The following is a 24,095-nucleotide window of genomic DNA, read 5'->3' on the forward strand; positions in this document are numbered from 1 at the left end:
CTGCCTCGCCGAGGGGCTCCGGGAACGTCCGGCCTGGGACGTTCGCCTCGTGACCGCGTGTTCCAGGCACGGCGTGAGGCTCGTGGATGCCTGCACGACCTGCGACCGTCCACTGCGCTGGGGACGAGCGCGGCTGACCGACTGCGACTGCGGATCGTCCATCTCCTCGCATGCCACGATCCGGGCAGGCGACGGGGCCCGGCTGATGAGCGCGACGTTAGAAGGCGAGGTGGGAGGTGCGGACCTGCCGCCCGGGCTGCGTCTGCCGGCCCTCGGCGACGCATTGGGGCGTCTGGCCTGGTTCGTCGGGACCGCCGCCGACGCCGGTTCGGACTGGCGGACACGCTACATCGCGAAACCAGACGTGACGGAAACGGAGTCGATCATGGAGACGGCGGCCGCCGTGCTCGTCGATTGGCCGTCCGGTGTCGGCGTCTGGCTCGATCGAATCCGCCACGTCCACGGGCCCCTCGGCCTGACGCGTACCGTCGCACGCATTCGGCAAAGCCTCGAAGGGGTCCAGTACGCGGAGTTTCTGTCGGCCGTGAGCCGGCACGTCGAGGCCTTTCCCGAGGCTCCCAGGAAAGGATGGACCCGCAGCATCGGCGTCGGTGCCGGCCAGACCTGGATCGACGCAACCCGCGCGGCAGGGAGGCTCGGAACCACGGCCGGACGGGTCGCCGACATGATCGAGGCAGGCGAGCTGACGGGCAGCTCCTCCGCGGCCGGGGGCCGGCGCCGCCTGCTGATTTCGAGCAATTCCGTGACGCAGCTCGCCTACCGCTTCGCGTCCGCCATTCCGGCCCGGGAGGCCGCGGCGAGACTCGGCGTGAGCAGGCATGCCCTGGAGGATCTTCGCGGAACGGGCCTTCTGCCCTACGTGAGGCCGCCCCGGCTCGGAGGCATCGCGCGTGCCTATCTCCCCGACGACCTCGACGCGCTGGCGGATCGCGTCGCATGCATGGCGACCGCTGCTGGGCCGAGCGAACCGACTTCGCTGTTCCGGATGAGCCTGGCGCGGAGCCGACGTCTGTCCGAGGTGCTCAGGGGCATATTGACGGGTACGTTCCCGGTCCATGCCATCGCGGGGGTAGATGATCGGCCACCGTTCGAACGTCTCGGCGTCGATCCCGCGAAGGTTCGCGGGATCCGTCTAGGCGCCGACGACGTCCCGACCCTGGACGTCGCGCGGACGGCGAGGGCGCTTCGCGTATCGACGCGGATGGTGCCGGTGTTGGTCCGCGCCGGATGCCTGAGCGCCACCGGCGGGTCGCGCCTCGGGCGGAACTCCGTCGATTCACGGTCGGTGCGAGATTTCCCTGACAGGTTCGTCATGGCGAGGACGTTGGCTGCTAGTCATACGACGAGCACCAAGGTGGTCGTACGTCTGCTGGCTGCCGCCGGGGTGAGCCCCGTCGTTCCGTCGAACGCGTCGGACGGGATCTCGGCCGTATGGCTACGCACGGACATCGAGGCCGCTCGCGGCGTGCCGTGGCCCAGAAGACGGCTTCGTCGGACCTCGGTCCGGAAGATCCCGAGCTTAACGCGGCGACCGGGCGAGACGTTACCTTGAGACCGGCTCCGCGGACCACCCCGCGCAGGCGTCGCCCGGCACCTCACCGGCGGGAGCCGCGCCGGGAAACGGACGGGTCCAGTCTCGGGTCGTCGTGATCTCGGCGCGGCCTCGGTTTCGAAGACCATGCGGAAGGACGGCATGGCTTCCGGGAACCGGCGGGACCGGATTCGAACAGTGCCATGCGATCGCGGCCATGCGGTCGTGGACGCGTCGGCCGGCACCGCACGACGGTCCAGCCGGGAAAAATCTCCGGTTCGGCGCACCTGCCCGAGAGCCTGTCGCCCGCCCGACCACGCGTTCGAACCACGGGGTCGAGGCGTACGACCGAGGGTAGCGTCGGCATCGAGCTTCGAGGCGACGCGAGGCCGGCCTCGAAAACGGGCCCGTCGCCTGGTCAAACCAGAGCAGATGGGGTGCGGCGGGCCGTTACCCTGTCCGTCGGGCTCGGGAGAAGCAGGTTCGAAGTGGATGACGTGATCGAGGCGAAAAAGCCTTCGTGTTCGAGGCGACATCGGGACCTGTCCGAGCCAATCCGATGCGAACGCGCGGACCTCGCCCGGCTCAGTCGCTCGCATCGCAGCCGCGGCCGATCCCGAGAGCCTTCGCGAACATGGCTCCAATGATCGGATCGGCCCAGTCGTTCGGCAGGCCCATGTATCTGCCCGGGCGACGGGTCATATCGCACGTGTAGCGGCCATCGTCGCGGACCAAGGCGGGGCAGGGCCCGTCGGCGAGGTCCGGTATGTACCCGCGAGCGATCGCGCATGGTTCGAGGAAGCAACACACGCCGCATCCGTTGCAGGGTTCCATGTATCCGGGCTTCGCAGGCGCATCGCGCCGGATGCGTCGGCCCAGCAGAGTCGACGTACGACGAGCGGCACCCTCGGCGGAAAGTTCGATGCCCGCGACGTCGCGCTTCGAGGGCCGTTCATCGTCCCACACCGTGATCTCCTCCGATCCGCTACTGCCTCGCCCAAGATCAGGATACCGATTCGCGCCGGCTGAGCCCATGCAAAAGCGAGAATATGCCGAACGTGACGCTCGCCGGCGCTTCGGTGGTCATCTTCTCGGCATTCCGAGTTGGAACGTAGGGTTGGTCCGATCCGCTCGGAATGGCGCACGCCCTTTCCTGAGCCTCCCACCTCGGAGGGGCCGAGCACGGGCGCCTTGAGGATGGTCACTCCCTGGCGAGCGGACGCTCTCTATCCAACCGCTGGTCGGCGAACATCAGTCGGCAGAGGCCTCTGACGGTGCCCATGGCCACTATTCCCGATGAGGCCACCTGTTGCCCATGTCCGTTCGACAAGCCCGGCTGCAGAGGTGTCCGTGTCGACCGGAGGAAGGGCAGGCGCGGGGGAGGGCCGAGCAGGCTTCCGAAAGAGTGATGACCGGGTTTCCCGATCTGGATCCGGCCCATCACCTCCTGGGATTGTGCACCACGAGGCCGGCCATGGCCATGACGATGCTCCTGGTTTCGCAGATGCGCCGGGGGTAGGAGGTTCCCGCGAACCATCCTCACGAGCATCGACCGAATGGAGCATCCGCCGCCACCCCATGGCAGTTCCCGGTCGCGGGGGAAGCCACCCGAGGCAATGTTGCCCGGTGCCGTTCCTGCCCGGCTTGCGGTGAGATTCGGCCCGGAGGAAGACGAGGGCCTGATGGGATGGATCCTACGCCTGTCGGAAGCCAACCGGTATCCCACGCCTTTCTGGATCCTCAATGCGGTCGGTGTAGGTGCACCCGACGCCGCGGAACGCGCCGACGTCGTGGCGAGGCTCGTTGCGATGACGGAAGCTCGGAAAGCGCTCGTCGAGCACGTCGTCCCGACGAGGCGTGGTTCGCGTCAGCCTCGTACCGACGTACTGGGGATGGGACTTCCCTCGGTCACAATGGACTGCTTACGTCCGAAGGTATGCCCGCGCTGCCTTATCGCTCGTAAGGTCTTGTCGTACTCGTGGGACCTGCGCCTCTGGACCTGCTGTCCGATTCACTTCTGTCGACTCGTCTCGACGTGCCCGGCCTGCTCGAAGCCTCTGACCTGGCGAAGGAGGGGAGTGGACGCCTGCGTGGATCCCGCCTGTCAGGGCCGTCCCTCGTTATCCGAGGTTGTCGAAGCGTCGCAGGCGGAGGCCGATCTTGCCGCCCTTCTCGCCGAGACGGTCGACGTCGAGTCAAGACCGGCCCTTTCGGCCATCCCCGAGGTTTTTCGAACCCTCGATTGGCACGACAGACTGGTGGCCATCTCACGCCTCGGACTAAAGCGGGGTAGTCAGTCCCGGACGCGCGAGGGGAACGTGGGGATCGGCCCTGATGCAGAGCCGGCGCGGAAAGCCGCGTCTCTCCTTCTCGATTGGCCTCGCGGTTTTCATCGGTTCCTCGATGCACTGGTGCCTCTGAGCCCATCGGGGCCCCGCACTGTCTCGTCCTATCCGGAGGTACGCCTACTGATCGCCTCGACCGGCAACAGGGATTTCGTCATGCCGGAGAAGGCGCGGACGGTCTTTCTCAACGAGTACCTGGCGTATCTCGACAAGATCGGGGCTCCCGTGAGCGTACGGACTGCGGCCGCTTCGTCGGAACAGCGGTGGATCTCGAGGCGAGCGGCCGCGAAAGCGCTCGACGTCGATCAGAGAACCCTGCTGCGCATGATCGACACGGGCGAGTTCGACGGTAAAATCTCCAAGGCCGGAGGTCGGAACCGCGTCTACCTCGATCGATCAGACGTCGTCCGATTGGCCGCTCGTCAGGTTCCCCGATCCGCCCGCGAGATCCTTCGCGAGCATGGGAGTGCGATGACCCTGGTGGAGGCCGGCGGGATGCTCGGCATTACGCCACCGAAAGTCCGATCCCTGATTGAGGAGGGATTGTTGGACGTCATGAGGTCGGGGGTCCGGGTACACGTGCCACGCCTCTCGGTGAAGGGGCTGCTCGATCGACTGCGCGAATGCGTTCGGCCCGCCGAGGATACCGTCGACGCCGGCGCGACCTACGATGCCATCCAAGTGGTTCAGCACATGCGCGGCCTTCGGCTCGGCCCCTTCCTCCGCGCGGTGCTCAAGGGCGAGATCGAACCTGCACGTATCTCGGAATCTGCCAGGGGATTGGCGGCGATCGAGTTCCTACGCTCGGACGCCGCGGCCTACCTTGCACGGAATAGGGCAGCAACCGGAAACATGCCCTTCCCCGAGGTGCTCGCCTTGCTTAAGTGCGACAAGCCCGGACTGCGGGGGCTGTTGCGGGATGGGCTCGTTCGTCAGGGGCGCACCAAAACCGACGTCGACGAGACGACGGTTCACTCGTTCCTCAGAAAGTATGCCTCGGCTCGCATGCTCGCGTACGAAGCCGGAACCAGGCCCAGTGGCCTCGTCCGACGCTTCGATGCCGCCGGCATACGGCCGGTTTCGGTTTCGCCAGGGGAACCCGGGGGCACCACGTTCTGGAGTAGGCAGGCAGTCGCAGCCATTCTGTCAGCCCATTTTTCGGACGACGACGTTGCTGGGGAGGAAGGGCGTGCTCCGGACGCATGATGCAGGGGATTCGACATGGAATCTCCTGGGGGCGGGAATGGGATCGATCGGGCCGAGCGATCTACCGTCAGCTGAGGATTGATCGAATCCATCCGATCATGAGGCTCCCGCGCGACGCGGCCTCACATTGGCGAACCGCGATGCGACACTCCGGTGCGAGTCTGCGGTAATCGGATGACCCTCTACCAGGGTGCATGGCCATCTGACGCCCCACTGACGCAAGCCCGAGAGTTCAGCACGAGCCAAGCGAGCTGCGAGCGTCGGCCAAAACGATGTTCAACAGAATTGTGTGCTTCAGGGCAAAAACAGACCTGAGAGGCGGCTTACCACTTTTGTCCCGACAGCAACTGCATTTTCGCAATTTCTCTGAGACACCCTCTCAATCTTAATCCGACAGACACACCCTAAGTTATTGAATAATCAAGGCGCTATCTCTCATTTACTCTACGACAGACCACTGGGCCAGCGCGCAGGCGCACCGGCGCACCACGGCGTGGCCGCCGGGCGTCGGCGCCTGTTCAAAAGGCGAGACCGCCGCGAGGGCCGGGCCCGTCGGGTTCCGCCTCGACCCGCTGCCGTCTCGCATCCGGCCGTTGGGCCGGGTCCGGTGCCGGCCCTATCGCGCAGATGCTCGGGCCTCATCGCCGTCGCGCGACACGGCGAAAGCCTTGACCCTGCGCCGTGACGATCCGGTCCGGCTGGTGCGCACAATCCTCGCGCAGGAGGCGCTCCGTGCGCCGCAACGGCTTCTCGGCGGCGCCGCCTTCGCGTCCAACCCAGGCCGCGCCGTGAGAATTCCCTGTCGGCACCCGTGATCGGCCGCCATTCCGGCAATGGCTCTCCCGGGGAAAATCTCTGAGCAGAACGCCACAGAAACGCCACGCCGGACGGGCTCGCCCCACCTCCGCTCTGCGGGTTGCCTAGCGGGTGATCCGCTTCGGGGCGATCGGGTCGCTGGCCGGGAAGGTTTCCTCGATCGCCTCGTCCAGAAGCCGTTCCTGACGGGCGCGAAGGTCCGCGTCGGGCGTCCATGGTCCGGGCGCCCGTTCGGCGGCCAGATCCGCGCGGGACCGACCCTGCGACCGGTCCGGATGGTCCTGCGGCGTCCGTCCGGTCCCGGACATCCTCGCGCCGTCGTCTCGCGGGGCGGGGGCAATCTCGCGCAGCGGCGGTTGTTCGACGACGCGCGTCCACCGCTGCCTGCGACGCATTCCGGACCATCCGGCGAGGCTCGCCGCCGCGAGGCCTAATCCGGCGAGGCCCACGGCGACGATCACGACCGGCCGGACACCCAGGCGCCGGGCCGTCCGGTCCAGCGCGACTTCGAACGCGCCCGCGGCATTGACGGCCACCGGGACGATCTGCGTATCGAGAAACATCTTTGGCACCGATGGTCGAGCGGGCTTCTTCCGCAGATAGTCTTGGGTAATCATGACGACAACCTTCGTTAAGCCCAGAGCATAATCTCTCGAACAAACGCCAAGTTTCGAACAAACGCCAAGGCGGCGGGTTGGAGGTGCAACCTGGGCAGGCGGGCAATGTTTCCCGGCTCCGACGGGAAAGGTCGATCCGGCCGGTCGGCCTCGGCCCCAGCGCGTCGTTCAGGTCGCGGCGACAGGGAGATCATTCGTTGAAAAAGCCCGTTTTCAAGCCCTACCGCATGCCCTCCGGTGGATGGGGGTCGGCCCGTTCGGTCGGCAACATCCTGAGGCGCGAGGGTGTGCTGGCGAGCGTCCCGATCGCGCTGACCCGCCACAACAAGGTCGACGGCTACCAGTGCACCAGCTGCGCCTGGGTGAAGCCCGCGAACCCGCTGCCGTTCGAGTTCTGCGAGAACGGCGTCAAGGCGGTGGCCTGGGAACTGACCGCGCATCGCTGCACGCCGAAGTTCTTCGCCGAGCACACCGTCACCGAGCTTCGGGGCTGGGACGATTACCACCTCGAACAGCCGGGGCGCCTGACCCATCCGCTTCGCTACGACGCCAGCAGCGACAAGTACGTGCCGGTCTCCTGGGGGCATGCCCTCGATGAGATCGCCCGCGAACTGCGCGCCGTCGACGATCGCCAAAAGGGCACCGTGTTCTACAGCTCGGGCCGCCTGTCGAACGAGGGGAGCTATCTCTATCAGCTCTTCGCCCGGCTCTACGGCAACAACAACCTGCCGGACTCGTCCAACATGTGCCACGAGACCACCTCGGTGGCGCTGCCCGCCAGCATCGGCCAGCCGGTCGGGACGGTCAATCTGGAGGATTTCGGCAAGACGGACTGCATCCTGTTCTTCGGCCAGAATCCGGGCAGCAACGCGCCCCGCATGCTCCATCCGCTTCAGGAGGCGAGCGAGCGCGGCGTCCCGATCATCACCTACAACCCCTTGCGCGAGCGCGGGCTGGAACGGTTCCTGAACCCGCAATCACCGACCGAGATGCTGACCGGGAAGGACACCCGGATCAGTTCGCAATATCACCAGGTCAAGGCCGGTGGCGACCTCGCGGCCCTCGCCGGCATCTGCAAATCCGTGCTGGAAGCGCACGAGGCCTCGCGGACGGCGGGCGGCCCGGGGGTGCTGGACGAGGCCTTCATCGCCGAGCACACCCACGGCTTCGACACCTTCGCCGACTGGCTCCGCGCGCAGAATTGGGACGAACTGGAACGGCGCTCGGGCCTGCGCCGGGCCGACATGGAGGCGACCGCCACCGTCTACGGCCGCTCGCACGCGGTGATCGGCGTCTACGGCATGGGGCTGACGCAGCACCGGGCCGGGGTCGAGACCGTGCAGATGCTGGTCAATCTCCTGCTGATGCGCGGCAATCTCGGCCGCGTCGGCGCCGGCATCTGCCCGATCCGCGGCCATTCCAACGTGCAGGGCCAGCGCACGGTGGGGATCACCGAGAAGCCCGAGCTGTTTCCCCTGGACCGGCTCGGTGCGCAGTTCGGCTTCGAACCGCCACGGGAGGCCGGCTACAACACGGTCGAGGCCTGCGAGGCGATCCTCAAGGACGAGGTCCAGGCCTTCTTCATGCTGGGCGGCAACTTCGTCCGGGCGATCCCCGATCACGGCCAGATGGAGCCGGCCTGGCGCCGCCTGCGCCTCACCGTCAACGTGATCACCAAGCTCAATCGCTCGGCCCTGCTGCCGGGCGAGATCAGCTACATCCTGCCGGTGATCAGCCGCATCGAGATCGACGAGACGAAGATGGGGCAGCAGGTCCTCTCGATGGAGGACACCTCCGCCTGCATCCACGGCAATCGCGGCGTGCGCCGGCCGGCCTCGCCCCACCTCATCAGCGAGATCCGGCTCATCTGCGAGCTGGGCCGGCGGGTGCTCGACCCCAATCCACGGGTGCTCTGGGACGTCTGGCAGGAGGATTACGCCGAGATCCGCAAGGCGATCGGCGAGACGCTGCCCGAGTCGTTCTGGGACTACGAGCGGCGGATGTGGGAGCCGGGCGGTTTCCAGCGTGACCTGCCGGCGCGCAAGCGCCAGTGGCACACCGAGACGGGCCGGGCCAACATCGTGACGCCCGGCGGCCTCGACGAGGATGCGGACATGCCGACGGTGGGGCACGACGTGCTGCGCCTGATCACGCTGCGCTCGAACGACCAGTTCAACACCACGGTCTACGGCTACGACGACCGCTTCCGGGGCATCAAGAACACCCGCAAGGTGGTGCTGATGAACCGCTCGGACATCGACCGGCTCGGGCTGAAGATCGGCCAGGCCGTGACTCTGAAGACGGTGGCGGACGACGGCATCGACCGCCGGCTCTCCGACATGCTCGTCGTCGCCTACGACATCCCCATCGGCTGCATCGGCGGCTACTATCCGGAATGCAACGTGCTTCTGCCGATCTGGCATTACGCGATCGGCAGCAAGACCCCGGCGGCCAAGACCATCCCGGTCACCGTGCAGGCCGACGACGACCGCGTGCTCGCGCCGCAACTGGAATACGCGACCGGCTGAGAGCGGGATCGCGACGAATGCCGCGGGGGAGGCGGCAAGGCACGCGCGAAAGGCAGGCGCGAAAGGCAGGCGCGAACAGGTCACACGCGAACAGGTCACGCCAGCACATCACCAGCCGGCATGATCGATCCGAGGCGATCGGGGCAGTCATCGCAGCCGTGATGGCACGACCTTGACAGTGAAATCCATGAAGAAACTGCTCTTTCTCAGGCGAAAGAACCGATTATAACATGCGTTAAATCCGTATTTTATCGAACATTGGGGAAGTGTCGGACACAACACCATCAGACACTGAGGGATAACAAACGCATACACTTTGGATTACGGTCGCGGACATCGCCCGTTTGTCTGCCGGCCTGCTCTGATGCTGCCGGCGTTCTGGGAGCCGCATCCATGAACGCCCGTCTTAGCCTCGTTCCCGCTACTCCGGTCAGGACGGCCGAGCCTGACCCCGGTCGCAACCCGCTCGTCCGGAAGCTCCGAAGTCTGGTGAACCTGAATGCGGCGGATGTCGCGGCCCTGGAGGAGATCAGTCTCCCGCCGCGGCTGCTCGGGCCGCGCGTCGACCTCATCCGCAGCGAGGAGGGATCGGGGGATGCCGTCATGCTGCTCGAAGGCTTCGCCTGCCGCTACAAGCAGCGTCAGGCCGGCCAGCGTCAGATCATGGCGTACCTGTTGCCGGGCGATCTCTGCGATGTCGATGCGTCCTATCTCGGTCGCATGGATCATGCGGTGGGGACCCTGGCCTCCTCCGTCGTGGTCCGTATCCCCCGCCAGGCCCTGGCGGATCTGGTCTCCCGCCACCCCAACATCGCGCAGGCGCTGCGCATGGCCAGGCTCTTCGAGGAGGCGACCACGCGCGAGTGGGTGGTGAATCTCGGCTGCCGCTCGGCCATGGAGCGGATGGCGCACCTCTTCTGCGAGCTTCTGACCCGCTTCCAGATGGTGGGCATGGCCGAGGGCGATTCCTGTCCCCTGCCGCTGACGCAGGCGGATCTCGGCGACACGCTGGGCCTCTCGAACGTCCACGTGAACCGCACGCTTCAGGAGCTGCGGCGCCAGGGTCTGGTCGAGCTCAGGGGCAAGAGCCTGCGGCTTCTCAAGGTGAGGCGCCTCCAGGAGATCGGGGAGTTCAACCCGGCCTATCTGCAGCCTGTCGACGGCGCGAAAGGGCATGCTGCCGTCGGGCTGGTCAGCGGGTTGGCCTGAGGCGCGGACAACCCCGTGCCGATTCCCCGCTTCCCGTCCCCGGCCGGTCGTTCAGCCGCGCGCGCACCTCGCGTCGCGCCGTGACCGCCGCCGTGGACATCGAGGCGCTTCGGAGCCGACTCGCGGCTCTCGAAGCGGCCCTGCGGGAGAAAGAAGCGGCCCTGCGGGAGAAAGCCGGTATCGAAACCGCCCTTCGAGAGAGCGAAGCGCTTCGCCGCATCGCTCTCGAGGGCGGCCGCATGGGCACCTGGTGCTGGAACCTGCGCGAGCGGCTGATCTGGGGCGACGCGGCGTTCCTGGCGCTGTGGGGATTCTCAGCCGCCGAGGAGGCTCGCCCCCTCTCCGCCTTCACCGATCGCATGTCTCCGCAGGGGCAGATCGCGATGAGCGAGATGGTGACCCGCGCCATCGCCAACCGTGAGGAGTTCGACGGCCTGCTGGAGGTCGTCGCGGGACCCTCCCGGGGGCGCTGGGTGCGCTGGCGCGGCGTTGCCGAGGCGGAGCGCCCCTGGATCGTCAACGGCGTGAGCTTCGATGTCACGGAGGAGCACCGATTCGACGAGCGGCTTCGCGCGAGCGAAGCACGGCAGGCGTTCCTGCTGCGCCTCTCCGACACGCTGCGCCTCCACACCGATCCGAACGCGGTCATCGCGATGGTCACGGCGGCCCTCGGCCAGCATCTCGGCGCCGGCCAGGTCACCTATGCGGAAGCCGACCCCTCCGGCGATCACGTCACGGTCACGCAGGATTGGAACGACGGCACCATCCCGAGCAACGTCGGCCGCCACCGTCTCGAGAATTTCGGCGCAGCCTTCATCGCGGAACTGCGGCAGGGACAGACCGTCGCCATTCCGGATGTGGCGCTCGATCTCCGCACCGCACCGGCGCGCGCGGCCTTCGCTCGGATCTCGGTCGGCAGCCTCGTCGACGTGCCGCTCGTCAAGACCGGCCGCCTCGTCGCCGTGCTGGCGGTTCACAGCCGCGCGCCGCGGGACTGGTCGCCCCACGATCTCGCGCTCATCGAGGAAGTGGCCGAGCGCACCTGGACCTCGGTCGAACGGGTCCAGGCCGAGACGGCCCTGCGGGAGAGCGAGGGCCGTCTGGCCGCGGACCTCGCCGGCATGCGGCGGCTGCACGACCTGCAGTCCCGGATCTCCGACACGGCGGATTTCGAGGCGGCTCTGGACGAGATCCTGGCCGCCGCCGTCGCGTTCACGAAGACGGATCGTGGCGTCATCCAACTGGTCGCCAACACCGGAGAGACCCTGGAGATCGTGCGCGCGCTCGGCTACGAGCCCGACGCCCCGGTCATCGAACGCTTCCGCCAGGACAGCTTCACCAAGGGCTGCGAACTCGCCCGCGTCCGCCGGCAGCAGCTGGTGGTGGCCGATATGGCGGACATTCCCGGCTTCGCGGGGACGCCGGACGGTGACCTCATCGCCGCTTCGGAGGTGCACGCCTTCCAGTGCACCCCCATGATCAGCCGGAAGGGCGATCTCGTCGGCGTCCTGAGCACCCAGTTCCGCCAGCCCCACCGCCCGAGCGACGACGCCTTGCGGCTGGTGGACCTACTCGCCTGGACGGCGGCCAACTACATCGCTCGCCACCGCGGCGACGAAGCGCTGCGGGAGAGCGAGGCGCGGTTTCGACAATTCGCCGAGGCCTCCTCCGAGGTTCTCTGGATCCGGGACGCCACCACCCTCGAATGGGAGTATCTGAGCCCTGCCTTCGAGGCCATCTACGGCCTGTCCGTCACCGATGCGCTCACCGGCGACACCTTCCGCAACTGGACCGACCTGATCGTCGCGGACGATCGCGAAACGGCGGCGGCCTGCATCCAGCGCGTCCGCGAAGGCGGGCATGCCACCTTCGAGTACCGGGTACACCGCCCCGACGGCGGTCTGCGCTGGCTCAGGAACACCGATTTTCCGATGCGGGGGCCCAGCGGAGCCGTCGAACGCGTCGGTGGCGTCGGCCAGGACGTCACCGAGCTGAAGCGGGTCGAGGCCGCGCTGCGGGAGAGCGAAGGGCGGCTGCGCACGCTGATGGAGGGCATCCCCCAACTGGTCTGGCGCTCCCGCGACGAGGGTGACTGGACCTGGGCGGGGCCGCAATGGCTCGCGTTCACCGGCCAGAGCCAGGAGGCGTCCCACGGCCTCGGCTGGCTGGACGCGGTCCATCCCGACGACCGCGAGGCGAGCCTGCGGGCATGGGACGAAGCGCGCCCGCACGGCCGGCTCGACACGGAGTTCCGCGTCTGGCGGGCGAGCGACGGGGCCTACCTGTGGCATCGCACCCGCTCGGTCCCGGTGCGCGACCCGTCGGGGCACATCCTGGAATGGCTCGGCACGACAACCGACGTCGACGACCTGCGCCGGCTGCAGGAGGAGCAGACCGTCATGGTCGCCGAGCTGCAGCACAGGACGCGCAACCTGATCGCGGTGGTCCGCTCCATCGCGCAACAGACCATGGCCCAGACCGGCCCCGGCGTGGATTTTCGCGAGCAGTTCAACGCCCGGCTCGGGGCGCTGTCGCGCGTCCAGGGTCTGCTCTCCCGGGCGCAGAGCGAGCCGATCACGATCGGCCAGCTCGTCCGGCTGGAGCTCGATGCGCTCGGCGCCCGGACCGAGGGTCATATCGCGCTGGAGGGGCCGGAGGTGCTTCTGCGCCCTTCGGTGGTGCAGACGCTGGCGCTGGCGCTGCACGAGCTGGCCACCAACGCCCGCAAATACGGTGCGCTGAGCACCGAGCGTGGCCGGCTCGCAGTGCGCTGGTTCGTCAAGGAATCCGAGGACGAAGGCCGGCGCCTCGTGCTGGCATGGATGGAGCACGACATCGGCCATTCCACGGAGGAGCGTTCCAGCCGGCGCGGCTACGGGCGGGAGCTGATCGAGCGGGCGTTACCCTACGCGCTGCAGGCCCGGACGCGCTACGAACTCGGGGCGACGGAGCTGCACTGCTCGATCGACCTGCCCCTCACCGAACGAACCAGGAAGGTCAGCCCATGAGTCGCGTCAGTTCCATGAATCCAACCCATCCAACCCATCCAACCCATCCGGCCGGTGCCTCGCATTCCGCCGCTCCCTCGCTCGCCGGCCGCCGCGTGCTGGTCGTGGAAGACGAGTACTTCATCGCGGACGACCTGCGTCATCAGTTGGATGCCTGCGGGGCCGAGGTGCTGGGGCCGGTGCCGCGGGTGGGGGAGGCGCTGGCGCTGATCGCGGCGACGCCCGAGATCGACGCGGCGGTGCTCGACATCAACCTGCAGGACGAGACGGTCTACCCGGTGGCCGATGCCCTGCAGGCGCGCGGCGTGACGTTCCTGTTCGCCACCGGTTACGACAAGGCTGCCATCCCGAGCCGCTACGCCGGCGTGCGCCATTGCGAAAAGCCCCTCGAGCTGTCGATGGTCACCGACGCGCTCTTCGGCTGACGGGGCGCCCCGGAACGACTTCTTCCTTCAAAGCAGGGCAGCTTTCAGGGGAGGGCGGCTTTGAGGCGAAGGCCGCCGTCAAGGGAGGGCGGCTCCCGCGCAGATCCGGTCGGAGAGCGGCAGGATGATGGTGCAGGCGAGACCCGCCGGTTCGAAGCGCAGATCCGCGCGGGCCTTCAGCTCGTAGGGCAGTCCATCCTCGAGCAAGCCCAGGCCGAACCCCTTGCGCGGCGATGCGGCGACGGGCGGTCCCCCCTGCTCGCGCCATGTGACGACCAGGTTCGGCCACGGATCGGCGCTGACATGCCAGGACACGGTGATCCGCCCCTCCGCATGGCTGAGGGCCCCGAACTTGACCGCGTTCGTCGTCAGCTCATGGAAGACGAGACCGAGGGTCCCGGCGACCTGGGGCTGCAGCAGTACGGGCGGCCCCGACAGAGCGACCTGCAGGCCTTCCTGAGCCTGGGCCGACAGCAGCTCGTCCGAGATCAGCGCGTGGAGATCGAGCTTCGCCCGCGGATTGAGCGTCATCGCGCCCTGTACGCGGGCAAGCGCCGCGAGCCGCCCGTCGAGATGCATGGCGTAGTCCTCGACGCTCTCGCTGGTCTCGGCCGAGCGCTGCGCCACGGCACGCACCACGGCCAACATGTTGCGGACATGATGCTGGAGGTCGCGCGCGAGCTGATGCTGCTCGGTCTGCAGGGCGGTGTAGCGGGCCTCGGACTCGATCAACCGGCGCTCCGCGGCCGCCGCCTTCGCATTCGCCACGGCCAGAGCCTGCCGTAGGGTGGTGTCTTCGGCGTTCAACGTTGCCCCCGAAGGTTGCGCGCTAGCGGAAGATCCGAGCCGGTGCGGCTCGAGCAGAAGATCCGAGCCGGTGCGGCTCAGGCTTCCGAACCTGCCGGCAAAACACGGTGGGAGCGTGACGGCTCCATCAAGGTTCGGTGAAAAGGTCGGCCGCCGCGTTTCGCGCCGGGAACCCCGAACGTCAGGGCGAACACATCCCCCTCGATCCAACGACAGCCCGGTCTCGCCTCGGGCCCTTTGCCGAAAGTTTGTCAGGGATCAGTGGAAACCGGTTGTCCCGACGAGACAAACGAAAACAACAGACTCCAGGGAGTCCACCGGGCGAGCCGGGACCGCCGCGGGACTTGGGGTCATGAGGTTCAGGCGGTGACGGCGGCGCGGGCCGCTTCGATCAGTTCCTGGGCCAGCGTCTCGTCGTCGACGGCCCGGGCCAGCACGATGGCGCCGACCAGGGTCGACAAGGTCGCCAGGGAGCGCTGCCGCCGGCGCGCGCGGGCGGCTTTCGGCGACAGGTCGGCCAGGAGGGTGGCGAGCGTCTCGACCCCTCGGGTGAATCGCGCACGCACGGGGCATCCCTTCGGCTCCCGCGCGACGTCGTTGGCGAGGGCCGCGAGCGGGCATCCTTTTCCGGGGGTCTGGACGTGGGCCTCCGAGAGGTAGTTCGCCAGAAGGGTCTCGGGACCGCCCCGGTACTCCTCCGCGATCGCGGCGTCGAACGCCTCGGCCGCCAGGGCCTCCTTGTTGGCGAACTGACCGTAGAAGCCGCCATGGGTCAGGCCGGCGGCCGCCATGATGTCGGCCACTCCGACGCCGTGCAGACCGCGCTCGCGGAACAGGGCCGAGGCGACCTCGACGACGCGCTGGCGATTCAGCCGGGCCTGCTCCTGGGATACCCTCGGCATCTGCCGCTCCTCGTCCGTCGCCACCCTCGTCTGCGCCCCCTCATATGGATGCGCGGCATCATTTAAAACAGCTTCCGCTTCCTCCGCCGATCGACCGGCCCGCGCGAGGGGGCACAAGCGTGGGCCGGTCGATGGACCGCGCGCGCCGATCGGGCCGCGCGATTCCGGAACGCCCCGCCCCGGACCGGAGGGCCGGGAGGGGTTCGATCAGCTCCGTGCCGATCAAGCCTCGGCCGGGTTCGCCAGCGGGGCTTGTCCGGCCGGCACCGGCGCGGGGGTTCGGGCCACCCGGAACCACAGGGCATAGAGGGCCGGCAGGAACAGCAGGGTCAGCAGGGTGCCGACGCCGACGCCGCCGATCAGGACGTAGGCCAGAGCCCCCCAGAACACCGAGTGGGTCAACGGGATAAAGGCCAGCATGGCCGCGGCCGCCGTCAGGATCACGGGCCGTGCCCGTCGCACCGTGGATTCCACGATGGCCTCGTAGTTCGACAGCCCCGCCGCCTGATCGTGGTGAATCTGGTCGACCAGGATCAGGGTGTTGCGCATCAGGATGCCCGACAGGGCGATCAGCCCGAGGATCGCGTTGAAGCCGAAGGGCTGGTGGAAGAGGAGCAGGGTCGGCGCCGCGCCCACGAGGCCGAGCGGGGCGGTGGCGAAGACCATGAACATGGTGGCGAAGGAGCGCACCTGGATCATGATCACCGTCAGCGTCACGATCAGCATGATGGGGAACACCGCCACCAGCGACAGCATCGCCTTCTCGCTCTCCTCCACGGCGCCGGCCGTGTCGATGCGGTAGCCCGGCGGAAGCTTGGCCTTGATCGGCGCCAGCAGGGGGAAGACCTGGGCGTGGATGTCGGGCGGCTGCTTCCCGTCGAGCACGTCACCCTGGACGCGGATGTAGGTCTCGCGGTTGTAGCGCTTGAGAACCACGTCCTCGGTGCGGCTCTCCAGCCGGGCCACCTGGGAGACCGGCACCTGCCGTCCGTCCTTCGTCGCCAGGGTCAGGTCGCCGATCTCGCCGAGCGAGCGCCGCTCGGGGCCGGGGCTGCGCAGCAGCACGTCGACGGAGCGCAGGTTTTCCCGCACCTGGGTGGCGGGCGTGCCGTTGAGGTAGGTCTGCAATTGCTGGCCGGCCTCCTTCGGGGTCAGGCCGATCAGGCGCAGGCGCTCCTGGTCGAGGGCGAGATGCAGGCTCGGGGTCTTGTCGCCCCAGTCGAGGTGGACGAGGCGCATGTTGGCATTGGCCGCCATCACCTCCCGAACCTCGGCGGCGATGCCCCGGATCACGTCGAGATCGGGTCCGACCACCCGGAAGGCGACAGGAAAGCGGATCGGCGGGCCGAACACGATCTGCAGCACGCGCACCCGGGCCTCTGGGAAGCGGCCCTCGTCCACGAGTGCGCGGACCTTGCCCCGCAGGGCGTCGCGGGCCTGGGCGTCGGCCGTCTGCACCACGATCTGCGCGAAGGCCGGATCCGGCAGTTCGGGGTCGAAGGAGAGCACGAAGCGGGGCATGCCCTGACCGATGTAGCTCGTGATCTCGCCCGCTTCCGGCAGATCGCGCAACGCCGCCTCGACCCGCTGGACGCTGGCCTCGGTAGTCCTGAAGGCCGAACCCGCCGGCAGGGTGACCTCGACGATGAGTTCGGGCCGCTCCGAATTGGGGAAGAACTGCTGCTCGACCCGGCCCATCGCCACCACGGCGAGCGCGAACAGCCCGACCGTGATGCCGGCGGCGAGCCACTTGTGGTCGACCGACATCCGCACGAGGCGGCGCAGGCGCTCGTAGTTCTTCGTGGCGTAGATGGCGTCGTGGCCGCCCTCCACGCGCTCGATGTTCGGGAGCAGCTTGACGCCGAGATAGGGCGTAAAGGTCACGGCCACGATCCACGAGATGATCAGCGAGAAGGCCACCACCCAGAAGATGTTGCCGGCATATTCGCCCGCCGTGGAGGCGGCGAAGCCCACCGGCAGGAAGCCCGCGATGGTCACCAGCGTGCCGGTGAGCATCGGCGCGGCGGTGGCGCTCCAGGCATAGGTCGCAGCCTCGATGCGGTCGGCGCCTTCCTCCATGCGCACCACCATCATCTCGATGGCGATGATGGCGTCGTCGACGAGAAGCCCCAGCGAGATGATGAGGGCGCCCAGCGTGATCCGGTCGAAATCGCGGCCGGTGATCATCATCACCACGAACACCGCCGACAGGGTGAGCGGCACGGCCAGCGCCACCACGATTCCGACCCGGAAGCCGAGCGCCACCAGGGACACGAAGATCACCACGCCGAGGGCGGTGAAGAACTTGACCATGAACTCGTGGATGGCGTCGTCGATGACCTTGGCCTGGTCGGTGATCTTGGTGAACGTGATGCCGACCGGGGTCTCGTGGTGGATCGCCACCTCCTCGGCGTTGAGGGCCTCGCCGAGCTTCAGCCCGTTGAAGCCGGGCTTCATCACCAGGCCGAGCATCAGAGCCGGCGCGCCGTCGTTGCGGATTTCGAAGGTCTTGGGGTCCTCGTAGCCGCGCGTGACCTCAGCGATATCGCCGAGCTTGAGGCTGCGGTCGCCGGCGGCCACCGGCAGGCCGCGGATCGCATCGATCCCGTCGATCGCGCCGTCGAGGCGCAGGTACACGCGCGGGCCCCCGGCCTCGACGAAGCCGGCCGGCGTGACATCGTTCTGGTTGGCCAGCGCGGCAAGCAGCTGCTGGCCGGTGATGCCGAGGGTGGCGAGGCGCTGGTAGGAGATCTCGACGAAGATCTTCTGCGCCTGCTCGCCGAGGATGTTGATCTTCTCGACGCCGGGCACGCGCAGCAGGCGCTGGCGCATGTCCTCGGCCCGCAGCACCAGCTGGCGGTGCGGCAGGCCCCGGGCCTGCACGGCGTAGAGGGCGAAGTAGATGTCCGAGAACTCGTCGTTGAACAGCGGCCCGAGCACGCCGCGCGGCAGGCTTGAGGCTTGATCCGACAGCTTCTTCCGCGCTTGATAGAACTCCGAGGCGAGCTTGGCCGGGGGCATGTTGTCCTTGAAGATGACCTTCGTCATCATCAGGCCGGGACGGACCGTCGTCTCGGCCCTGTCGTAATAGACCAGTTCCTGCAGGCGCTTCTCCAGAGGATCGGCGACCTGGCGCTGCATCTCCTCCGCCGTGGCGCCGGGCCAGGCGGCCGAGACCGTCATCACCTTCACGGTGAAGGCCGGGTCCTCGGCCCGCCCGAGCTTCTCGAAGGCGAAAAAGCCCGCCCCCGTCAGCGCGATCAGCAGGAACAGCGTGACGGCCCGCTCGCGAACGGCGAGCGCCGAGAGGTTGAAGCCGCTCATCGCACCACACCCGTCATGCTCGGCGGCGCCTGGCGCACCCGCTGGTCGGCCTTGAGGAGATGGGCACCGAGCGCCACGATCCGGTCGCCCGGGGCCAGGCCGGCGGCGATCTCGGCGCGCTCCTCGCCCATGCGGGCGACCTGCACGGGCTGGGGCCTCACCGTCTCGGTGGCGGCGTCGTAGCGCCAGACGGCGCTGCCGTGCCCCTGATCGAACAGAGCGCCGAGCGGAACCTCCAATCGGGCGGCCCGGCCGGCGTCGAGGGCGCGGAGTTGCAGGGTCACGGTGGCGCCGAGCGGCGCGGCCTCGCCGCCGCCCGACAGGATGTAGCGCGCCCGGTAGGTGCGGGTGGCCGGATCAGCCGTGGCGGAGAGTTCGCGCAGGCGTGCCGGGTAGGTCGCCGCTCCGTCGGCGTAGAGGGTGGCGGAGGCCTCGCCTTCGGCAGCCCGCCGGCTGCCCTCGGGCAGGAAGACCTCCGCCTCGCGCGCGCCGTCGCGGGCGAGCTTCACCACCGTCTGGCCGGCAGCGACCACCTGGCCGGGCTCGGTGGGAACCTCCATCACCACGCCGTCGGCATCGGCCTGGAGTTCCGCGTAGCCGGCCTGGTTCTGGATCTGGCTGGCCTGGGCCTCCGCATTGGCGAATTGCGCGTTCGCCGCGTCCGCCGCACCCTTGTTCTGGTCGTAGGTCTGTTTCGAGGTCCAGCCGTCGGCCACCAGCTTGCGGCTGCGCTCCTCGTCGGCCCGAGCTTTGATCATCTGGGCGCGGGCCGCCTCGACCGAGGCGCGGGCGGCGTTGAGCGCCAAGGTGAAATCGGTGCGGTCGAGACGCATCAGCGGCTGGCCAAGGCGCACGCGGTCGCCCGGATCGACCAGGCGCTGGAAGATCTTGCCGCCGACCCGGAAGCCGAGGTTGCTCTCGGTGCGGGCACGGATCACTCCGGTATAGCGCGCAACGCCACCCGGGGCGGACGCGACCACCACGGTCTGAACCAGCGGCGGCTCCGGCGTCACCGCCGTCTCGGCCGGCGAGCAGGCCGACAGGGCCAGGCCCGCGAGCCCCAGCATCACCCTCGTATCCATTCTGCGCCCCACGGTCGAACCATCCGCCTATAAGAATGATGATCATCATCTATTTTGGCATGACGAACCTGTCAATGGGCGCCGGATCGAGAATTCCGGCCCAGCGCGCACCGACAGGCTGCTGACCAAGCAGCATCGTCAAACGGCATCGGCGCGCAGCTCATGGGCGAGCGGTCGTGCGAGGGCAGGGCGAGGACAGAACGAAGACAGGGAGCGCCGGCTTCCGCCCGGGTCGGTGGTCGGTGGTCGGCGATCCACCACAACCTGACGCCATGACCAGTCGGCACAGCGGCACCGGCGCGCCGAGCTCGCGGCTCCGCGTCCTTACCACACGATTTCCGGGAACACCGGTTCGCGCACAACCCGGTACGGCTGACCGGGCGGCTTCAAGGCCGCCTTTCGATCGTGCGAGCCGGTGAGGAGGCATTGGGGCGGCCGGGAGCCCCTGCCGCCGAGCAAAGTCAGCCGAGCCCCCACCTCATCGCTCCGAGCCCGAAGGACACATCCCCGGATGAGCGAATCCAGCGGCCTCACGCGGGGAGGGCGGCCGCACCGTGGCGGCGCTTCCGGTTCGGGTTCGGCGGGGGTGAGCCCGGCTGAGGAGGACGCGCCATCCCGGCTCGCCAACGGTCGGGCCCGACACCATTGGCTGGAGGTCCAGGCCCGACGCGGGGATGCGCGCTCTACCAGAGCGCGCGGGGCAGGCGCCGCTTCCAACGCTCCCCGGGGCGCAGGGCAACGTCCTTCTGGACCCGGCGCGTCGCCCGCAGCGAAGCCGGCGGGGCGTCGGTCGGGGACGGCATCGAGGCTGGTCGTGCGACAGGCGGGATGGCCGCAGCCGGCGGCACCGTCGCTTCTTGCTGCGCCTGCAAGGCCGCGCGCGGGTTGGCGTCGAAGTCCGACGTGTCTTTCAAACCGGATTTCGGCTTGGCCTGACGCGGCGCGGGAGGTTTGACGCGCCGGACGCGTGGCAACCGCTCGACCACGGGTGCGGCCTGAACCTCCGGTTCGGGCGAGGGTACGAACATCGGCAATAGGCTCGGCAGGATGCGCCGGGCCGGGACCTCGGGTGGGGACGACTCGAGCTTGGAGGACCCGGATTTCGACGTCCCTGATTTCGACATTCCGGACTTCAATGTCCCGGATTTGGACGCGCTCGCCTCGCCCCACGCCGCGGGGGCGGCCGGCGCTTCGACGCGGGTGTCCGCATCCTCAAGGGAGACGTCGTGCCAGAGGTTCTGGTCTTTGCGGGGACGGGCGGAGGCCTCGGACAGCGAGGCGCGGTTGTGCTTGATTTCGACCGTGAACGGTCGCGCGCTGCGGCGCTTCATCGGCTTCGAATTCCCAGTAAAATCCGCTCGGCGAAATCCATTTCACAACGAGCATTCCGGTATCATACGGGATGCATCCAGTACTTGTCGAGACGATCCCGGCGCAGTACGCACTTTCTCTTCGGCAGGAGGCTCGGGGCCGTGATAAAGCCCGCCGCGAAGGAGCCGACGGCTGTGCCTGAACAGACCTTCCGCCCGATCGCGAAGGTGTGGACAGATCATTCGGTCTCGCCCTTGGCATTCCCGCATCGGCACGGATCAAATCGACCTGCCGTTCGTCTCTAGTAAAGGCTGAGCTTGCCGAGCGCCGATCCCGTACGATGGTCCGCGACGGCCGGCGGTGTGCCCAGGAAGGATTTCTCGTGAGTATCGGACTGATCGCGCTCCTCGACGACATCGCGGGCCTGGCCAAGGTGGCGGCGGCCTCCCTCGACGATGTGGCGGCGCAGGCGGGCCGCGCCGGCGTGAAGGCGGCCGGTGTCGTCATCGACGATGCGGCGGTCACGCCCCGGTACGTCGTGGGCTTCGCTGCCGAGCGCGAACTGCCGATCGTCGGCCGCATCGCCCTCGGTTCCCTGCGCAACAAGCTGCTGTTCCTGCTGCCGGCCGCCCTGGCGCTCGGCGCCTTCGCGCCCTGGGCCATCACGCCGCTGCTGATGCTCGGCGGCGCCTATCTCTGCTACGAGGGCAGCGAGAAGGTCTACGAGGCCCTGTTCCCGCATCAGGCCCATGCCCACGAGGCCCAGCGCGACGGGGCGGCCGGCAATGCCCAGGCGCTTGAAGACCAGAAAGTATCCAGCGCGATCAAGACCGACTTCATCCTGTCGGCCGAGATCATGGCGATCACCCTGGCGGCCCTGCCCGAGGGCTCGTTCTGGATGAAGGCGGCGGTTCTGGCCGTGGTCGCGGTGGGAATTACGGTCGCGGTCTATGGCGGCGTCGCCCTGATCGTGAAAGCGGACGATGCCGGCGTCGCCATGGCGGGCAACACCAGCCGGTCGGCGTTCGGCAGCCTCGTCCGGGGCTTCGGTCGCGCCCTGGTCAAGGGCATGCCGGGCTTCCTCAAGATCCTGGCCATCGTCGGCACCGCCGCGATGATCTGGGTCGGCGGCGGCATCCTGGTGCATGGCCTCGAAACCTATGGCTTGCCCGAAATCGGTCATGCCATCCACGCGGTTGCCGTTCAGGCTGCGAGCGTCGCGGGTCCGCTTGCGGGAATCGTCGAATGGCTGGTGACGGCGGCGGGCTCCGGCCTCGTCGGCCTCGCCGTCGGCGCCGCCCTCATTCCGATCACGAGCTTCGTCCTGGCGCCGGCCTGGAACAGCCTCGCGCGGCTGCGAATGCGGGCTGCCTGATGCGGCCGCGGGCTGCCTAAGCCAGCCGGGCTTCGCGCAGGTGAGCGAGGTGCCGGATGGCGAGTTCGTAGCCATGGGTGCCGAAGCCCGCCATCACCGCGGTGGCGGCGGGCGACACGTAGGAATGATGGCGAAACGACTCACGCCGATACACGTTCGAGATATGGCACTCGACGATCGGAACCGTGCAGGCGCTCAAGGCATCCAGGATCGCGATCGAGGTATGGGTGTAGGCCCCGGCATTGATCACGATGCCGGCGCAATCGACCCGATAGGCCTGGATCCAGTCGATCAGCTGGTGCTCGGCATTGCTCTGATGAAACGCGATCGTGAGGCCGAATCCGGCGGCCAGGCTCCGACATCGGGCCTCCACGTCCGCGAGCGTTTCGTGCCCGTAGATGTGCGGTTCGCGCTGGCCGAGCAGGTTGAGGTTCGGGCCGTTCAGGATCAGGATCGTGTCGCTCATGCGGCGGAACCTTAAAGCGAGCACCGAGGGCCGGAAAGGGTTCTGTCACGCGAGGCGGTGCAAGGCCTCCGGGTGAGGGCGCGAGACCGTGCGTCGGGAGGCTTGCGGTCACCGCGGCTGCCGGCCATGCGGAGCGGTGAGGAACGCGACAACCGCATCCGCCAGGGAGACAATGCGTGACAGACTCCGCCAAGACCGACCCCGTCGTCATCGCCGTGGCGATCACCGGCTCGGTGCCGCGCAAATCCGACACTCCCGCCCTTCCGGTGACGGTGGCCGAGCAGATCGCCTCGACCCGGGAGGCGTACGAGGCGGGCGCCACCCTGGCGCATATCCATGTGCGCAACGACGATGAGACCCCGTCCTCCGACCCGGACCGCTTCGCCGTGGTGCAGGATGGCCTGCGCCGGCACTGCCCGGGCCTCATCGTGCAATTCTCCACGGGCGGACGCGGACGCGATCCGGCGAGCCGAGGGCTGTCCCTGCAGCACCGCCCGGACATGGCCTCGCTCTCGACCGGATCGGTGAATTTCCCCACCATCGTGTACGAGAACCACGCGGTGCTGGTGTCGGATCTGGCAGGTCAGATGAAGCGGTTCGGCGTCCGGCCCGAGATCGAGATCTTCGACCTGTCCCATCTCCACGGCGCCCTCCGGTTGGCCGAAGCCGGCCTGATCGATGCGCGCCCGCACGTGCAGTTTGTGATGGGCGTGAAGAATGCGTTGCCGGCCGATCTGCACCTCCTGGACCTGCTCCTCGGCGAAATGCGGCGCATCCTGCCGGGTGCGACCTGGACGGCCGCCGGGATCGGCCGGCATCAGGCGGAGGTGATGGACTGGGCTCTGGCGCGCGGTGCCGACGCGGTGCGGACGGGCCTGGAGGACAACATCCGGATCACCCGGGAGCGCCTCGCCGCGAGCAATGCCGAACTCGTCGCGCTGGCGGCCGAGACGGTGCGGCGCCACGGCCGCCGGGTCGCGACGCCCTCCGAGGCCCGAAAGATTCTGGGTTTGCGCTGAGAGCCGAGACACGAAAAAGCCCGCCCTGGTTCTCCCGGGGCGGGCTTTTGTGTTTGGTTGCGGGGACAGGATTTGAACCTGTGACCTTCAGGTTATGAGCCTG

At 68.2% G+C, this 24,095-nt stretch carries 15 protein-coding genes; 8 read left to right on the plus strand and 7 right to left on the minus strand.

Features of this window, described 5'->3' with window-relative positions; translation table 11 throughout:
- Nucleotides 1-82 precede the first annotated feature (82 nt).
- Both ASF57_RS22760 and ASF57_RS27115 read left to right on the plus strand, forming a co-directional pair.
- Nucleotides 83-1,573, plus strand: a complete 1,491-nt coding sequence (locus ASF57_RS22760; protein WP_244477075.1) for a hypothetical protein — start codon at nucleotides 83-85, stop codon at nucleotides 1,571-1,573.
- A gap of 2,480 nt (nucleotides 1,574-4,053) precedes the next feature.
- On the plus strand, nucleotides 4,054-5,103 hold the full coding sequence (locus ASF57_RS27115; protein WP_244477076.1) for a helix-turn-helix domain-containing protein: 1,050 nt from the start codon (nucleotides 4,054-4,056) through the stop codon (nucleotides 5,101-5,103).
- Nucleotides 5,104-6,023: 920 nt separating this feature from the next.
- Here the strand turns inward: ASF57_RS27115 and ASF57_RS26540 are convergent.
- Nucleotides 6,024-6,482 (minus strand): hypothetical protein, encoded by a 459-nt coding sequence (locus ASF57_RS26540; protein WP_200935918.1) that lies wholly within the window; start codon nucleotides 6,480-6,482, stop codon nucleotides 6,024-6,026.
- 281 nt (nucleotides 6,483-6,763) lie between these two features.
- Here ASF57_RS26540 and ASF57_RS22775 point away from each other — a divergent pair, with 281 nt between their 5' ends.
- The 4 genes from ASF57_RS22775 (at nucleotide 6,764) to ASF57_RS22790 (ending at nucleotide 13,706) form a co-directional block, all read left to right on the plus strand.
- Entirely contained in the window at nucleotides 6,764-9,064 is a 2,301-nt protein-coding gene (locus ASF57_RS22775) for an FdhF/YdeP family oxidoreductase (protein ID WP_056487958.1), read from the plus strand.
- Nucleotides 9,065-9,457: 393 nt separating this feature from the next.
- Nucleotides 9,458-10,273 carry a Crp/Fnr family transcriptional regulator gene (locus ASF57_RS22780; RefSeq protein ID WP_082504335.1) on the plus strand — a complete coding sequence of 272 codons (816 nt, stop codon included), beginning with the start codon at nucleotides 9,458-9,460 and terminating at the stop codon, nucleotides 10,271-10,273.
- A gap of 80 nt (nucleotides 10,274-10,353) precedes the next feature.
- Nucleotides 10,354-13,281: a PAS domain-containing protein gene (locus ASF57_RS22785; RefSeq protein ID WP_056487905.1), complete on the plus strand. Its 2,928-nt coding sequence runs from the start codon at nucleotides 10,354-10,356 to the stop codon at nucleotides 13,279-13,281.
- Nucleotides 13,278-13,706, plus strand: coding sequence for a response regulator (locus ASF57_RS22790; protein ID WP_244477077.1), 429 nt, complete (start codon nucleotides 13,278-13,280; stop codon nucleotides 13,704-13,706). The genes ASF57_RS22785 and ASF57_RS22790 overlap by 4 nt, the downstream gene beginning before the upstream one ends.
- Nucleotides 13,707-13,784: 78 nt before the next feature.
- Here ASF57_RS22790 and ASF57_RS22795 read toward each other — a convergent pair whose 3' ends face one another.
- The 5 genes from ASF57_RS22795 to ASF57_RS22815 all read right to left on the minus strand — a co-directional run bounded on the left by ASF57_RS22795 (nucleotide 13,785) and on the right by ASF57_RS22815 (nucleotide 21,152).
- Complete coding sequence (locus ASF57_RS22795; RefSeq protein ID WP_056487908.1) at nucleotides 13,785-14,513, minus strand: sensor histidine kinase; 729 nt, start codon at nucleotides 14,511-14,513, stop codon at nucleotides 13,785-13,787.
- 359 nt (nucleotides 14,514-14,872) lie between these two features.
- Nucleotides 14,873-15,415, minus strand: coding sequence for a TetR family transcriptional regulator (locus ASF57_RS22800; protein WP_056487969.1), 543 nt, complete (start codon nucleotides 15,413-15,415; stop codon nucleotides 14,873-14,875).
- A 222-nt stretch (nucleotides 15,416-15,637) separates the two neighbouring features.
- Entirely contained in the window at nucleotides 15,638-18,739 is a 3,102-nt protein-coding gene (locus ASF57_RS22805) for an efflux RND transporter permease subunit (RefSeq protein ID WP_056487911.1), read from the minus strand.
- Nucleotides 18,736-19,821, minus strand: coding sequence for an efflux RND transporter periplasmic adaptor subunit (locus ASF57_RS22810; protein WP_056487914.1), 1,086 nt, complete (start codon nucleotides 19,819-19,821; stop codon nucleotides 18,736-18,738). Before ASF57_RS22810 ends, ASF57_RS22805 begins: the two co-directional genes overlap by 4 nt.
- A 683-nt stretch (nucleotides 19,822-20,504) precedes the next feature.
- Nucleotides 20,505-21,152, minus strand: a complete 648-nt coding sequence (locus ASF57_RS22815) for a hypothetical protein (RefSeq protein WP_056487916.1) — start codon at nucleotides 21,150-21,152, stop codon at nucleotides 20,505-20,507.
- A gap of 362 nt (nucleotides 21,153-21,514) precedes the next feature.
- On the opposite strand from ASF57_RS22815, the gene ASF57_RS22820 reads away from it, so the two are divergent.
- On the plus strand, nucleotides 21,515-22,507 hold the full coding sequence (locus ASF57_RS22820) for a DUF808 domain-containing protein (RefSeq protein ID WP_056183660.1): 993 nt from the start codon (nucleotides 21,515-21,517) through the stop codon (nucleotides 22,505-22,507).
- Between the two features lie 16 nt (nucleotides 22,508-22,523).
- Here the strand turns inward: ASF57_RS22820 and aroQ are convergent, their stop codons facing one another.
- Nucleotides 22,524-22,973 (minus strand): type II 3-dehydroquinate dehydratase, encoded by a 450-nt coding sequence (gene aroQ, locus ASF57_RS22825; protein ID WP_056487919.1) that lies wholly within the window; start codon nucleotides 22,971-22,973, stop codon nucleotides 22,524-22,526.
- Nucleotides 22,974-23,149: 176 nt separating this feature from the next.
- Between aroQ and ASF57_RS22830 the strand changes: the two genes are divergently transcribed.
- Nucleotides 23,150-23,992, plus strand: a complete 843-nt coding sequence (locus ASF57_RS22830) for a 3-keto-5-aminohexanoate cleavage protein (protein WP_056487922.1) — start codon at nucleotides 23,150-23,152, stop codon at nucleotides 23,990-23,992.
- The last annotated feature ends 103 nt before the right edge of the window (nucleotides 23,993-24,095 follow it).

Source organism: Methylobacterium sp. Leaf117, from assembly GCF_001422985.1.
Lineage (GTDB): Bacteria > Pseudomonadota > Alphaproteobacteria > Rhizobiales > Beijerinckiaceae > Methylobacterium.